The organism is Paraperibacillus esterisolvens, assembly GCF_046237625.1.
In the GTDB taxonomy this organism is placed as follows: domain Bacteria; phylum Bacillota; class Bacilli; order Bacillales; family DSM-1321; genus Paraperibacillus; species Paraperibacillus esterisolvens.
In genome coordinates, this window is sequence record NZ_CP143545.1 from 151858 (window position 1) to 165763 (window position 13906).

At 48.2% G+C, this 13906-nt stretch carries 10 protein-coding genes, 9 tRNA genes and 3 rRNA genes; 19 read left to right on the top strand and 3 right to left on the bottom strand.

The genetic code is table 11. The features are described 5' to 3' along the window. Positions 1 to 20 precede the first annotated feature (20 nt). The 3 genes from V1501_RS00850 to V1501_RS00860 all read left to right on the top strand — a co-directional run bounded on the left by V1501_RS00850 (position 21) and on the right by V1501_RS00860 (position 2374). Positions 21 to 464, top strand: coding sequence for a YbaK family protein (locus V1501_RS00850; protein ID WP_409291008.1), 444 nt, complete (start codon positions 21 to 23; stop codon positions 462 to 464). A gap of 66 nt (positions 465 to 530) precedes the next feature. After that, positions 531 to 1238, top strand: a complete 708-nt coding sequence (gene cwlD / locus V1501_RS00855) for an N-acetylmuramoyl-L-alanine amidase CwlD (protein ID WP_409291009.1) — start codon at positions 531 to 533, stop codon at positions 1236 to 1238. Between the two features lie 83 nt (positions 1239 to 1321). Further along, positions 1322 to 2374: a P-loop NTPase gene (locus V1501_RS00860; RefSeq protein ID WP_409291010.1), complete on the top strand. Its 1053-nt coding sequence runs from the start codon at positions 1322 to 1324 to the stop codon at positions 2372 to 2374. A gap of 39 nt (positions 2375 to 2413) precedes the next feature. Here V1501_RS00860 and gerD read toward each other — a convergent pair whose 3' ends face one another. Further along, positions 2414 to 2989: a spore germination lipoprotein GerD gene (gene gerD, locus V1501_RS00865; RefSeq protein ID WP_409291011.1), complete on the bottom strand. Its 576-nt coding sequence runs from the start codon at positions 2987 to 2989 to the stop codon at positions 2414 to 2416. 147 nt (positions 2990 to 3136) lie between these two features. On the opposite strand from gerD, the gene V1501_RS00870 reads away from it, so the two are divergent. Next, a complete protein-coding gene (locus tag V1501_RS00870) occupies positions 3137 to 3754 on the top strand; it encodes a KinB-signaling pathway activation protein (protein WP_409291012.1) in 618 nt (205 codons plus the stop codon). A gap of 736 nt (positions 3755 to 4490) precedes the next feature. Here V1501_RS00870 and pdaB read toward each other — a convergent pair. Further along, positions 4491 to 5243, bottom strand: a complete 753-nt coding sequence (pdaB, locus tag V1501_RS00875; protein WP_409293194.1) for a polysaccharide deacetylase family sporulation protein PdaB — start codon at positions 5241 to 5243, stop codon at positions 4491 to 4493. Between the two features lie 130 nt (positions 5244 to 5373). Between pdaB and V1501_RS00880 the strand changes: the two genes are divergently transcribed. From V1501_RS00880 to rocF, 14 genes are all read left to right on the top strand, one after another. Continuing rightward, the gene (locus V1501_RS00880) at positions 5374 to 5613 is read left to right on the top strand and encodes a hypothetical protein (protein ID WP_409291013.1); all 240 of its coding nucleotides are present in this window, start codon (positions 5374 to 5376) and stop codon (positions 5611 to 5613) included. Between the two features lie 259 nt (positions 5614 to 5872). Then, positions 5873 to 7423: ribosomal RNA gene (locus V1501_RS00885) — 16S ribosomal RNA — on the top strand. A gap of 223 nt (positions 7424 to 7646) precedes the next feature. Beyond that, positions 7647 to 10595: ribosomal RNA gene (locus V1501_RS00890) — 23S ribosomal RNA — on the top strand. A 146-nt stretch (positions 10596 to 10741) separates the two neighbouring features. After that, positions 10742 to 10858 (top strand): 5S ribosomal RNA (rrf, locus tag V1501_RS00895). The 16S, 23S and 5S rRNA genes sit together here with 9 tRNA genes alongside, the layout of an rRNA operon. A 34-nt stretch (positions 10859 to 10892) precedes the next feature. Beyond that, a tRNA-Asn gene (locus V1501_RS00900) sits at positions 10893 to 10967 on the top strand. A 1-nt stretch (position 10968) separates the two neighbouring features. After that, positions 10969 to 11041: transfer RNA gene (locus V1501_RS00905), tRNA-Thr, on the top strand. Between the two features lie 20 nt (positions 11042 to 11061). Continuing rightward, a tRNA-Glu gene (locus tag V1501_RS00910) sits at positions 11062 to 11136 on the top strand. Positions 11137 to 11145: 9 nt separating this feature from the next. Continuing rightward, positions 11146 to 11221: transfer RNA gene (locus V1501_RS00915), tRNA-Val, on the top strand. 10 nt (positions 11222 to 11231) lie between these two features. Further along, positions 11232 to 11316 (top strand) — tRNA-Tyr (locus V1501_RS00920). A gap of 127 nt (positions 11317 to 11443) precedes the next feature. After that, positions 11444 to 11518: transfer RNA gene (locus V1501_RS00925), tRNA-Gln, on the top strand. 3 nt (positions 11519 to 11521) lie between these two features. Beyond that, a tRNA-Lys gene (locus V1501_RS00930) sits at positions 11522 to 11594 on the top strand. Positions 11595 to 11606: 12 nt separating this feature from the next. Next, positions 11607 to 11681: transfer RNA gene (locus V1501_RS00935), tRNA-Gly, on the top strand. 16 nt (positions 11682 to 11697) lie between these two features. After that, a tRNA-Ala gene (locus tag V1501_RS00940) sits at positions 11698 to 11773 on the top strand. Positions 11774 to 12082: 309 nt separating this feature from the next. After that, a complete protein-coding gene (gene rocF, locus V1501_RS00945; protein WP_409291014.1) occupies positions 12083 to 12979 on the top strand; it encodes an arginase in 897 nt (298 codons plus the stop codon). Between the two features lie 25 nt (positions 12980 to 13004). Here rocF and V1501_RS00950 read toward each other — a convergent pair whose 3' ends face one another. Further along, the gene (locus V1501_RS00950) at positions 13005 to 13169 is read right to left on the bottom strand and encodes a Spo0E family sporulation regulatory protein-aspartic acid phosphatase (RefSeq protein WP_409291015.1); all 165 of its coding nucleotides are present in this window, start codon (positions 13167 to 13169) and stop codon (positions 13005 to 13007) included. Positions 13170 to 13337: 168 nt separating this feature from the next. Between V1501_RS00950 and sigW the strand changes: the two genes are divergently transcribed. Continuing rightward, entirely contained in the window at positions 13338 to 13901 is a 564-nt protein-coding gene (gene sigW / locus V1501_RS00955; RefSeq protein ID WP_409291016.1) for an RNA polymerase sigma factor SigW, read from the top strand. Positions 13902 to 13906: the final 5 nt, after the last annotated feature.

Below are 13906 nucleotides of genomic sequence, written 5' to 3' on the forward strand. Positions count from 1 at the left end.
TGCGACAATGAGGTGCTATCATGAATGTAATTACAACATTTAAGGAGAAGCAGAGGGAGAAGCAGGTCAAATACGAGAGAAAAGTGCTGCGGGAGCTGTCCATTGATCAGCTGAAGAAAAGGGTCAGGCAGCAATTTGGCCATAACAGGCTATTCAATCTTTCTTTTTCTGAGGTGCTGGAGGAAGGCTGCTATGATGTGGGTATCGAGGCTTACCTTCTTGGCGCGCATTTCAGTAAATTTGGATATCACGGTGAGAGTGTGGATTCGGTCAGACAGAGGTGTGAGCCGGAGGAGAAGCATCTCATTGATACTCTATTCAACTTTGTCCTGTACTGGGGCAAAGCTGAAGGAGATGACCATGTCAGCGAGTCCCTGTACTATGAATGTGAGCAGTATGTAGATTCATGGTGGAGGGATGGCTTCATGAAAGGCCAGAAGATGTACAAAATGCGTTTGCATTGAACGGTGAGTTCTAAATGCCTTCCTTGTCCCATATTTTTGATATATGAGGACTCGGGAGGTTTTTTTATGAAAAGAAAGTGGAAGTACAGCGGTATTGCCATAGGGATCACTGTATTATTTTTGATCATAACTTTCCAGGTGATTGATAAAGACTCCTGGAATCCATGGAATCTCCCGCTTTCAGGGAAAATCATCATCATCGACCCGGGCCATGGAGGTGTGGATGCCGGTGCAAATAAAGGGCCGGTCCTTGAAAAGGAAATTGCCTTGAATGTGTCAAAGAAAATCAGGGATTACCTGCAGGAGCAGGGAGCCCTTGTCATCATGACCCGCGAAACAGACCGGGATCTTGCGGCCAAGGAGACGAAAGGATTACGTAACCGCAAGAGAGAGGACTTAAGGAACCGGGTGCAGCTGATCAATGAATCGGAGGCCGACCTGTATATCAGCCTGCATCTCAATGCTTTTCCATCCTCCAAATGGAGCGGAGCCCAGACCTTTTATACACTCCGGTATGAAGACAATGAACGGGCCGCCAAGCTGATACAGGAGGAGCTGAAGCGGAACCTGGAGAATACGTCGCGGGAAGCGAAGCCCATCGGAACGGTCTATCTTATGAAGAAGGTGAAAAAGCCGGGTGCACTTGTGGAGGTCGGTTTCCTGTCAAATCCTGTAGAGCGGGCCAATCTCCAGAGCGACATTTATCAGGAAAAGGTAGCTGCTTCTATTTATAAAGGTATTTCCCGCTTTTTTACCGAAGATGAGGCTGATTGACAGTCCTAGGCAACTGTTTTAGTGAATGGATTTCTTTGTGTTATACTGATACTGGAAGCGAATTCACAAAGGCGGTGCGAAATTTGGTAACAGAACAACAAGTCAGAGACGTTCTAGGCGATCTGAAAGATCCCTTTCTAAATAAAACGCTCTTGGAATTAAACAGCATTCAGGAAATCAAAGTCAAACCGGAAAAAAATCATGTTAGTGTTAAAGTTTTGCTTGCCAAGACCGGGACAGCAGAACAGATGAAGCTGCAGACTGCGGTCGTCGATCTGCTGAAAAAAGCCGGTGCGGATTCAGTCGGCATTCGCTTTGGAGAAATGCCCGAAGAGGAGCTTGCCAAGCATAGGACCGCCATGCCGGATGAAAATCCGGGTCTCCTTTCCCCGCAGTCCGCTACGAAGTTCATTGCGATCGCAAGCGGCAAGGGCGGCGTCGGCAAGTCTACGGTATCCGTCAATCTCGCGGTATCGCTTGCCCGCCTCGGGAAACGGGTCGGCCTGATTGATGCGGATATTTACGGCTTCAGTGTTCCTGATATGATGGGGATCACTAGGCGTCCGGTTGTCCGCGGCAACCGGATCATCCCGGTCGAGAGGAAGGGCGTCAAGGTAGTATCCATGGGCTTCTTCGTTGAAGATAACGCGCCAATCATCTGGAGGGGACCGATGCTTGGGAAGATGCTGAACAGCTTTTTCTCTGAAGTGGAATGGGGCGAGCTGGATTACCTTCTTCTCGACCTGCCTCCAGGAACCGGGGACGTTGCCCTGGATGTCCATTCGATGCTGCCATCCTGCAAGGAAATCATCGTAACCACGCCTCACCCGACAGCCGCGTTTGTAGCTGCTCGTGCAGGGGCCATGGCCATCCGGACAGAGCATGAAGTGATCGGGGTCATTGAAAATATGGCTTATTTCCAAAGTAAGGTAAGCGGTGAAAAGGAATATGTATTTGGGAAAGGCGGAGGAGAGAAGCTTGCTGATGAACTGAATACAGAAGTTCTTGGGCAGATTCCGCTTCAGCAGCCCGACTGGAATGACGAGGACTTTGCTCCTTCCATTTATGCTGAAGACCATCCGACAGGTCAAATCTACTCTGCGATCTCCAGGAGAGTAACAGAGATTCTTGGATAATAAGAACAGGCTGTCCCTATACTGAGGACAGCCTGTTTTTTACTTGGAGCCGCCCTTGGTCTTCGAAGCGGGCATTTCCTCTGCAGCCTTCACAAGTACTTCCTGCATTTTAACTTTAAAGAGCGGACTTTCCATTGTTTCAAGCATGATTTTCTTGATCTCCGCCCGATTTTTCTGGCTCTGGAGCACCCTGGCATACTCGGCCTGCAGCTGCGGATCCTGAAGGAGGCCAAGCACCTGCTGGCGGTAGGCTGGATCTTTCATTAAGTCCTTCAGCAATTTTTTATGCTCATCCTTCAAGCCCTTCGCATAGGCAGCAGCAAACTTCGGATCCTTCATGTTTTTCTCCCAGAAGGCTTTGCTTTTTTCGGAAGTAAGATTTTTTTCAATTGTGTCAGAGACTATTTGATCATTCAGTACAAACTGCTCCCGCATCTTTGGGTCACCAAGGACTTCCTGAAAGGCCTTCTTGCCATCTTCAGATTTTATTATGTCAACGACCATTTTCTTTGTTTCCTCATAATCCACTTTCTCCCCGGCTTCGGCCTGCTTTTGACTGCAGCCGGCCATGGTTAGAACGAGAGATATCAGAAGAAGCAAGGTCCCATATTTCATAAGGAAACCCCTTTCTAGTTATCATATCTTTAATATTGATCTTTCGATAAAAAATATTCCTCCTCCCAATAGGTCCTAGATTTTTCTAGCTCCGGTTGGTACAATCATGGAAGAGAGAAGACACAAATTTTTGGGGGAACAAATAAATTGAATAGCCGTAACCTCGTTAGACTATTATTGACAACTTTGCTGCTTGGGGGAATTTCGGCTGGGATCGCCGGACTTGCTGCCCGATGGAATGAGCTTTCACCGCTTCTTAGCAGCGGCAACTATACAGAAGTTCTGATGACCCTGCTCGTCCTGATCGGCCTCGGCCTGCTCTTTAGCGTCATCAGCCAGATGGGCTTTTTTGCATACCTGACTGTCCACCGGTTCGGCATGGGGATCTTCGGCTCCGCCTGGAGCGGAGTCCAGGCAGTACTGACCGCTTTCCTGCTTTTTGACCTGGTGTATTTTGGCCCGGCATGGTTTGGCAGTGAAAGCGATAGAGGCGTATACGCTTTCTATGCACTCTTTTTGCTGGCATCCGCTCTTTTGACAGCCTGGTATAAAGTGAAACTCACGAACATGAAGGCGTTCATTCCTTCCGTCTTTTTCATGACAGTCGTTACTGTCATCGAATGGGTCCCGGTGCTCCGGGTCAATGATAAGGAATGGATGTTATTCATGCTGATTCCACTATTGATATGCAACGCGTACCAGCTGCTGATCCTCGGATCATTAAACACCAAGTCACAGCGCGAATTAGAAATGAAGAAGAATTAACCCTTGGGGGTTGATTCTTTTTTTATTGGAGTGGGGGCCGCGCTGAGTTTATTTTTATATAGGAAAAGGGCGGACAGCACTTCCATATTTTCCTTGTGACGAATGAATGAAGATCTTTTTAGCTGGGGGCGGAACCCAAATTGTCTCTAATAGAATGATTAAACCAATTGGGCTGTGTTCGGAGCTTATTTTGGTTCTAAAGGAAAGATTAAAACCATTTTGTCTGCGTTCGGAGTTTATTTTGGTTCTAAAGGAAAGATTAGAACCATATTGGCTCCGTTCAGAACTTATTTTGGTTCTAAAGGAAAGATTAGAACCATTTTGCCTGCGTTCGGAGCTTATTTTGGTTCTAAAGGAAAGATTAGAACCATTTTGCCTGCGTTCGGAGCTTATTTTGGTTCTAAAGGAAAGATTAGAACCATTTTGTCTGCGTTCGGAGTTTATTTTGGTTCTAAAGGAAAGATTAAAACCATTTTGCCTGCATTCAGAGCATAAATGGGTCCTAAGAGGATTGTTCGGTTAAATATGACTGCGCTCGGGTCTTAAAAGGATGGCTTAATAAGAGAAATACTTTATCTCCTACCTCATAATCTGGAGGTTAACCTCATCCATGATGCGAAATAGCCGGAAAGACACTAAGAAGTCCTTCATCGAATATATGAAGGACAACTGGCGGGAAAAGATATTAACCGGTGTACCCGACGCAGGAGGCAGGAATAAAATCATTCAAATGGTTTTATTTAACCTCCTCACTCTTTGCACTTGAATTCGCAATCATTTCAGAAACGCTAACCATCTTCAGATTTTCTGATTGGACGGTATCAATGATGGAGGGAAGGGCTCGGGCAGTCTGCTTGGCAGAATCAGATGCATGAAGCAGCACTATATCCCCCTTTTGTACATCCTTGACATTTTCAGCTATCCTGCTCACTCCGGGATTAGTCCAATCTTTAGAGTCGATGCTCCAATGTACAACTGTATAACCATATCGTTCCGCCACTTTTAACAGTCTTTTATCAAAATGACCGGTCGGCGCCCTCAGCAACTCTATGTCTTTTACATTGAGCTTCCGAAACGCCTCCTGAGCTTTAGAAATATCCCTGGCAATTTCCGTTTCCTCCATATTCGTATAATCTTTATAGCTGTAGCCAAGGATTCCGATTTCATAGCCTTGTTTCTGAATCCTTTCAACAAGTTCAGGATGCCGCTCAGCCCAGGATCCTGAGAGAAAGAAGGTAGCTGCAGTGACTTTTTCGTTCTTCAGAATATCAAGAATAGGAGCAGCCTCCACATCACCCCAGCCTATATTGAAGGTTAGAGCAACGTCCTTTTCACCTTTATAGATGGCTTTTGGACCGCTCTCGGTGGAGAAGACGGTAAAATCAAATTCAGATTCAATATAAATGAAAACAGCTGTAAAAAAAGCAACGATAAGGATTAAAGTATACTGTTTAATTCTCCTGGCGCTTGCCGTGTAAAAGTACTGCATCCCAATCACCCCGTCCATAGCTCTTGTCTCAATCCTATGCTTGTCTTTGATAATTATGACTTTATTAGTGAAGTTCCACATAAAACCAGGTAATTCAGTGGAAAATAGGAAAAAACAAAGGGGTGTTTATGTGCTGGGGTTTTTAATTAACCATAAAGAGTCTCTCGAGCTGCAATATTTAATTAAAAGGGAGATGGACGAAATCCTTTTCGATCTGAGCGATTCACGGGTCGAACATATTGTTAAAAGATCGCTTGAAGAAAGATACCGGATCCTATTTAATTTGTTTAAACGTATTGCTTCACCAAATGATTGCTTGTTATATACACGAACTGGAAAACAGAAAAGAAAAGGGAGTTCACAGCGGTAAAAAAGTTATTGACGATGTCTAAATATGCTGGTATATTAAATAACGTTGCTGCAAGTTAGACAGCAGGACAGCGAAAAAATTAGAAAAAAGTGTTGACTTAATAAATCAATTCATGATATATTAAGTGAGTCGCCTACGGGTGACTGACCAATGCTGACTAAAGATTGTTCTTTGAAAACTGAACGAAACAAGACGCCAGTTACTTCCTATATGGAAGTAAACAAAACAAGTTTTAAACTTTATGAGCTATATCGAACACTTTTCGGAGAGTTTGATCCTGGCTCAGGACGAACGCTGGCGGCGTGCCTAATACATGCAAGTCGAGCGGATGGATGGGAGCTTGCTCCCTGAAGTCAGCGGCGGACGGGTGAGTAACACGTGGGCAACCTGCCCTTGAGATCGGGATAACTTCGGGAAACCGGAGCTAATACCGGATAGGTCTTTCCCTCACATGAGGGAAAGAGGAAAGACGGTTTCGGCTGTCACTCAAGGATGGGCCCGCGGCGCATTAGCTAGTTGGTGGGGTAACGGCTCACCAAGGCCACGATGCGTAGCCGACCTGAGAGGGTGATCGGCCACACTGGGACTGAGACACGGCCCAGACTCCTACGGGAGGCAGCAGTAGGGAATCTTCCGCAATGGACGAAAGTCTGACGGAGCAACGCCGCGTGAGTGAAGAAGGTTTTCGGATCGTAAAACTCTGTTGTCAGGGAAGAACAAGTGCCATAGTAACTGATGGCACCTTGACGGTACCTGGCCAGAAAGCCACGGCTAACTACGTGCCAGCAGCCGCGGTAATACGTAGGTGGCAAGCGTTGTCCGGATTTATTGGGCGTAAAGCGCGCGCAGGCGGTCTTTTAAGTCTGATGTGAAAGCCCACGGCTCAACCGTGGAGGGTCATTGGAAACTGGGAGACTTGAGTGCAGAAGAGGAGAGTGGAATTCCACGTGTAGCGGTGAAATGCGTAGAGATGTGGAGGAACACCAGTGGCGAAGGCGACTCTCTGGTCTGTAACTGACGCTGAGGCGCGAAAGCGTGGGGAGCGAACAGGATTAGATACCCTGGTAGTCCACGCCGTAAACGATGAGTGCTAAGTGTTAGAGGGTTTCCGCCCTTTAGTGCTGCAGCTAACGCATTAAGCACTCCGCCTGGGGAGTACGGCCGCAAGGCTGAAACTCAAAGGAATTGACGGGGGCCCGCACAAGCGGTGGAGCATGTGGTTTAATTCGAAGCAACGCGAAGAACCTTACCAGGTCTTGACATCCTCTGACACTCCTAGAGATAGGACGTTCCCCTTCGGGGGACAGAGTGACAGGTGGTGCATGGTTGTCGTCAGCTCGTGTCGTGAGATGTTGGGTTAAGTCCCGCAACGAGCGCAACCCTTGATCTTAGTTGCCAGCATTCAGTTGGGCACTCTAAGGTGACTGCCGGTGACAAACCGGAGGAAGGTGGGGATGACGTCAAATCATCATGCCCCTTATGACCTGGGCTACACACGTGCTACAATGGATGGTACAAAGGGCAGCAAAGCCGCGAGGCCGAGCGAATCCCATAAAGCCATTCTCAGTTCGGATTGCAGGCTGCAACTCGCCTGCATGAAGCCGGAATCGCTAGTAATCGCGGATCAGCATGCCGCGGTGAATACGTTCCCGGGCCTTGTACACACCGCCCGTCACACCACGAGAGTTTGTAACACCCGAAGTCGGTGGGGTAACCTTTATGGAGCCAGCCGCCTAAGGTGGGACAGATGATTGGGGTGAAGTCGTAACAAGGTAGCCGTATCGGAAGGTGCGGCTGGATCACCTCCTTTCTAAGGAAAAAGCGATCTTGTTTCGTTCAGTTTTGAGGGAGCATTCTCTCAAAAAAAGGATTTTTTGTTCTTTGAAAACTAGATAACAATATAAGGCAAAAATGATTTGCGTCATTTTACCGCATCGAGTAATAAACCGAGTTAAGTTTTATTGTTTTATTATAGGTCGATGATTCAAGACCTGACAGCCCTTCGGGCTTAGGGGAAGAACATCAGCCGAATTGGTTAAGTTAGAAAGGGCGCACGGTGAATGCCTTGGCACTAGGAGCCGATGAAGGACGGGACTAACACCGATATGCTTCGGGGAGCTGTAAGTAAGCTTTGATCCGGAGATTTCCGAATGGGGAAACCCACTGTTCGTAATGGAACAGTACCTTCACCTGAATTCATAGGGTGATGGAGGCAGACCCGGGGAACTGAAACATCTAAGTACCCGGAGGAACAGAAAGCAAATGCGATTTCCCAAGTAGCGGCGAGCGAAACGGAATGTAGCCCAAACCGAAAGGCTTGCCTTTCGGGGTTGTAGGACACTCTATACGGAGTTACAAAGGAACGGGGTAGACGAAGAGACATGGAAAGGTCCGTCGAAGAAGGTAACAACCCTGTAGTCGAAACTTCGTTCCCTCCAGAGTGGATCCTGAGTACGGCGGGACACGTGAAATCCCGTCGGAAGCAGGGAGGACCATCTCCCAAGGCTAAATACTACCTAGTGACCGATAGTGAACCAGTACCGTGAGGGAAAGGTGAAAAGCACCCCGGAAGGGGAGTGAAAGAGATCCTGAAACCGTGTGCCTACAAGTAGTCAGAGCCCTATGTCCCTTTTGGGAAACGGGTGATGGCGTGCCTTTTGTAGAATGAACCGGCGAGTTACGATTTCATGCAAGGTTAAGTTGATGAGACGGAGCCGCAGCGAAAGCGAGTCTGAATAGGGCGAATGAGTATGAGGTCGTAGACCCGAAACCAGGTGATCTACCCATGTCCAGGGTGAAGTTCAGGTAACACTGAATGGAGGCCCGAACCCACGCACGTTGAAAAGTGCGGGGATGAGGTGTGGGTAGCGGAGAAATTCCAATCGAACCTGGAGATAGCTGGTTCTCTCCGAAATAGCTTTAGGGCTAGCCTCAAGTGTTAAGAGTCTTGGAGGTAGAGCACTGATTGGACTAGGGGCCCATCTCGGGTTACCGAATTCAGTCAAACTCCGAATGCCAATGACTTTTCCTTGGGAGTCAGACTGCGAGTGATAAGATCCGTAGTCAAAAGGGAAACAGCCCAGACCACCAGCTAAGGTCCCAAAGTATACGTTAAGTGGAAAAGGATGTGGAGTTGCTTAGACAACCAGGATGTTGGCTTAGAAGCAGCCACCATTTAAAGAGTGCGTAATAGCTCACTGGTCGAGTGACTCTGCGCCGAAAATGTACCGGGGCTAAACGTATCACCGAAGCTGTGGGTGGACACCTAGGGTGTCCGCGGTAGGAGAGCGTTCTAAGGGCTGAGAAGCCAGACCGGAAGGACTGGTGGAGCGCTTAGAAGTGAGAATGCCGGTATGAGTAGCGAAAGAAGGGTGAGAATCCCTTCCACCGAATGCCTAAGGTTTCCTGAGGAAGGCTCGTCCGCTCAGGGTTAGTCGGGACCTAAGCCGAGGCCGAAAGGCGTAGGCGATGGACAACAGGTTGATATTCCTGTACCACCTATTCATCGTTTGAGCGATGGGGGGACGCAGTAGGATAGGGTAAGCGCGCTGTTGGATTAGCGCGTCCAAGCAGTTAGGCTGAAAACGAGGCAAATCCCGTTTTCACATAAGCTGAGCTGTGATGGCGAGGGAAATTTAGTACCGAAGTTCCTGATTCCACACTGCCAAGAAAAGCCTCTAGCGAGATGAAGGGTGCCCGTACCGCAAACCGACACAGGTAGGCGAGGAGAGAATCCTAAGGTGTGCGAGAGAACTCTCGTTAAGGAACTCGGCAAAATGACCCCGTAACTTCGGGAGAAGGGGTGCTCATCTGGGTGAATAGCCCGGATGAGCCGCAGTGAATAGGCCCAGGCGACTGTTTAGCAAAAACACAGGTCTCTGCGAAGCCGCAAGGCGAAGTATAGGGGCTGACGCCTGCCCGGTGCTGGAAGGTTAAGGGGAGAGGTTAGCGCAAGCGAAGCTTTGAACTGAAGCCCCAGTAAACGGCGGCCGTAACTATAACGGTCCTAAGGTAGCGAAATTCCTTGTCGGGTAAGTTCCGACCCGCACGAAAGGCGTAACGATCTGGGCACTGTCTCAACGAGAGACTCGGTGAAATTATACTACCTGTGAAGATGCAGGTTACCCGCGACAGGACGGAAAGACCCCGTGGAGCTTTACTGCAGCCTGATATTGAATTTTGGTACAGCTTGTACAGGATAGGTAGGAGCCTTTGAAGCCGGAGCGCCAGCTTCGGTGGAGGCATCGGTGGGATACTACCCTGGCTGTATTGAAATTCTAACCCGCGCCCCTTATCGGGGCGGGAGACAGTGTCAGGCGGGCAGTTTGACTGGGGCGGTCGCCTCCTAAAGAGTAACGGAGGCGCCCAAAGGTTCCCTCAGAATGGTTGGAAATCATTCGCAGAGTGTAAAGGCACAAGGGAGCTTGACTGCGAGACCTACAAGTCGAGCAGGGACGAAAGTCGGGCTTAGTGATCCGGTGGTTCCGCATGGAAGGGCCATCGCTCAACGGATAAAAGCTACCCCGGGGATAACAGGCTTATCTCCCCCAAGAGTCCACATCGACGGGGAGGTTTGGCACCTCGATGTCGGCTCATCGCATCCTGGGGCTGTAGTCGGTCCCAAGGGTTGGGCTGTTCGCCCATTAAAGCGGTACGCGAGCTGGGTTCAGAACGTCGTGAGACAGTTCGGTCCCTATCCGTCGTGGGCGCAGGAAATTTGAGAGGAGCTGTCCTTAGTACGAGAGGACCGGGATGGACGCACCGCTGGTGTACCAGTTGTCTTGCCAAAGGCATCGCTGGGTAGCTATGTGCGGACGGGATAAGTGCTGAAAGCATCTAAGCATGAAGCCCCCCTCAAGATGAGATTTCCCATAGCGTCAAGCTAGTAAGATCCCTGAAAGATGATCAGGTAGATAGGTCTGAGGTGGAAGCGTGGCGACACGTGGAGCTGACAGATACTAATCGATCGAGGACTTAACCTATCTTGTTTATACTCGAAAACGTAATGCAGATCAGCCTTTGTTATCTAGTTTTGAAGGAACGAAAGTTCTTTTAAGAAATGAAAAATTGTTATTTGAATAACTCTCAAAAGATGTTATAATAACATATGTCTCTTGAGAAAAACTTGTCTGGCAGTTATGGCAAAGAGGTCACACCCGTTCCCATCCCGAACACGGAAGTTAAGCTCTTTAGCGCCGATGGTAGTTGGGGGCTCTCCCCCTGTGAGAGTAGGACGCTGCCGGGCAGGATTCATCAAGCAAGGAAGTTTACCATATTATTCCGCAGTAGCTCAGTGGTAGAGCATTCGGCTGTTAACCGAACGGTCGTAGGTTCGAGTCCTACCTGCGGAGCCATGCTTCCATAGCTCAGCAGGTAGAGCACTTCCATGGTAAGGAAGAGGTCAGCGGTTCGAGCCCGCTTGGGAGCTTACATTTCTATCTTTATAAAGGCCCCTTGGTCAAGCGGTTAAGACACCGCCCTTTCACGGCGGTAACACGGGTTCGAATCCCGTAGGGGTCACCATTATATACTGGAGGATTAGCTCAGCTGGGAGAGCATCTGCCTTACAAGCAGAGGGTCGGCGGTTCGATCCCGTCATCCTCCACCATTTAAATATCGGAGGGGTAGCGAAGTGGCTAAACGCGGCGGACTGTAAATCCGCTCCCTCAGGGTTCGGCGGTTCGAATCCGTCCCCCTCCACCATTTTTACATTAATTTAATAAGACTTGTTATATTTTTTTATTTATAGGGAAATATAATATTGTCACGATGCAGTTAACTATTTCAAGCGGACAGGCTCCCTGAAGAAGTTAACCCTTATTTTTATGAATGGGCTATAGCCAAGCGGTAAGGCAACGGACTTTGACTCCGTCATGCGTTGGTTCGAATCCAGCTAGCCCAGCCATATGAGCCATTAGCTCAGCCGGTAGAGCATCTGACTTTTAATCAGAGGGTCGAAGGTTCGAATCCTTCATGGCTCACTTTTATATGTTGCGGAAGTAGTTCAGTGGTAGAATACAACCTTGCCAAGGTTGGGGTCGCGGGTTCGAACCCCGTCTTCCGCTCCAATCTATTTCATTCCCAGGGGCCTTAGCTCAGCTGGGAGAGCGCCTGCCTTGCACGCAGGAGGTCAGCGGTTCGATCCCGCTAGGCTCCACCATCTAACTTTTACTACATACACCTTTTTAACCTTAAACCATTAATGGTTTAAGGTTTTTTTAATGCAATGCCGTATATTCATGTTAGGCAGCCGGCCTATGTATTTACGTTTTCCCGTTTCGTTACTACTCATTTTTTTGGCGAATCGTTCTCTTAAGACTTCATACCGCGCCTCTTTTATGATTCTATAGCGGCCACCCTGAATTTTGCTGAAAACGCATACTTATGCAGAAATCTGTCGAGTTGAGTCATTTCGATTCAGCTTATAGAATAGAAGAGAGATAGATTAGGACTGAGGAGGAAACGAACAATGAAGAAGATTTCAATTGTAGGAGTACCGATGGATCTCGGGCAGACGAGGCGCGGGGTGGATATGGGACCGAGCGCTATCCGTTATGCGGGGGTAATCGAAAGGCTTGAGCATCTGCAATTCGATGTGGAAGATCAAGGGGATATCATCATCGGCCGTGCGGAGCGCCTTCACAATCCAAATGAAAAGCTAAAGAATCTTAAGCTTGTGGCTGAGGGCAATGAGGCGCTGGCTGAAAAGGTGGATCATATCATCCAGAGCGGTGATTTCCCGCTGGTGCTTGGCGGGGACCACAGCATCGCGATCGGCACGCTCGCAGGGGTAGCAAAGCATTATAACAATCTTGGAGTCATCTGGTACGATGCCCATGGAGACTTAAATACAGAAGAAACATCTCCATCAGGCAATATACATGGAACCCCGCTTGCTGCCAGTCTTGGCTTCGGGCATCCGATTCTCACTAACCTTCATGGATACGGACCGAAGCTGAAGCCGGAAAATGTCGTGGTAATCGGGGCTAGGGCCCTGGATGATGGAGAGAAGGAGCTTATCAGGGAGCAGGGCATCAAGGTGTATACAATGCACGAAATCGACCGTATGGGCATGGCGAAAGTGATGGAAGAAGCCATTGAATATCTCAGGGAGAAAACAGATGGTGTGCACCTTTCTCTTGATCTCGACGGACTCGATCCCATCGATGCTCCTGGAGTGGGCACGCCTGTCATGGGGGGAATCTCCTATCGTGAGAGCCATCTGGCCATGGAGATGCTGGCCGAATCTGAAATTGTAACTTCTGCGGAGTTTGTCGAGGTAAACCCTATCCTTGACGAACGGAACCGGACGGCTAAAGTAGCTGTTGCCCTTATGGGTTCCCTGTTTGGGGAGAAGCTGGCATAAAAATGGAAAACAGTAACCTTCCCGGTTACTGTTTTCTTGTTAACATGATATATTTATGTATCAGGGTATCCAGCTGGGTGGAAGCCTCTACTACGTGGCGGTCATTCATGGATGTTCTTGAGGCTAAATGGAGCATCTTCGCACGGCACTCTTCTATGTCATTAATTAGCTCCCTAATTTCGATAGACATACATTATCCAACCTTCCCATTTAGCATTTTCATACGTTGTTCCCACATTTTACAGTTTTCAAACCATTAATTGTAAAAATTTGATAAAATAATAAAAAAATAAATGAAACCTTTCAGCTTGCGATTCGTAGAAATCGTATAGCCGCGAAAGCGGGGGTATTAATAGCTATGGAAGTGCTTGTGAAAGAAAAAATAAATCAGGTGTTAAATGGTGATCAGAATGCCTACAGTACCATTGTCGAGGAATACAAGGACAAGGTCTTTTACCTGTGCTACAGAATGGTCGGCAACCGCCATGAAGCGGAGGACCTGGCGCAGGAGGCCTTTGTGAAGGCTTATATTCATCTGAAAAGCTTTAATATGAACCTGAAGTTCTCCACATGGATATACAGAATTGCTACCAATCTTTGCATCGACAGAATTAGGAAAAAGAAACCGGATTACTATCTTGATGCTGAAATTGCGGGGACAGACGGACTCGATATGTACTCGCAGCTTGCTTCCGATGCAGACAGTCCGGAGAAGGAAGCGGAAAGTATGGAGATGCAGGAAGCCGTACAGAAGGAAATACTCAAGCTTCCTGAAAAATACCGGTCTGTGATCATTTTGAAGTATATGGAGGATTTATCTTTAAAAGAGATCAGCGATGCGCTCGATCTTCCTGTGGGCACGGTCAAAACCAGGATACACAGGGGACGGGAAGCATTAAGGCTTCAATTACGTCATTTATAGGATGG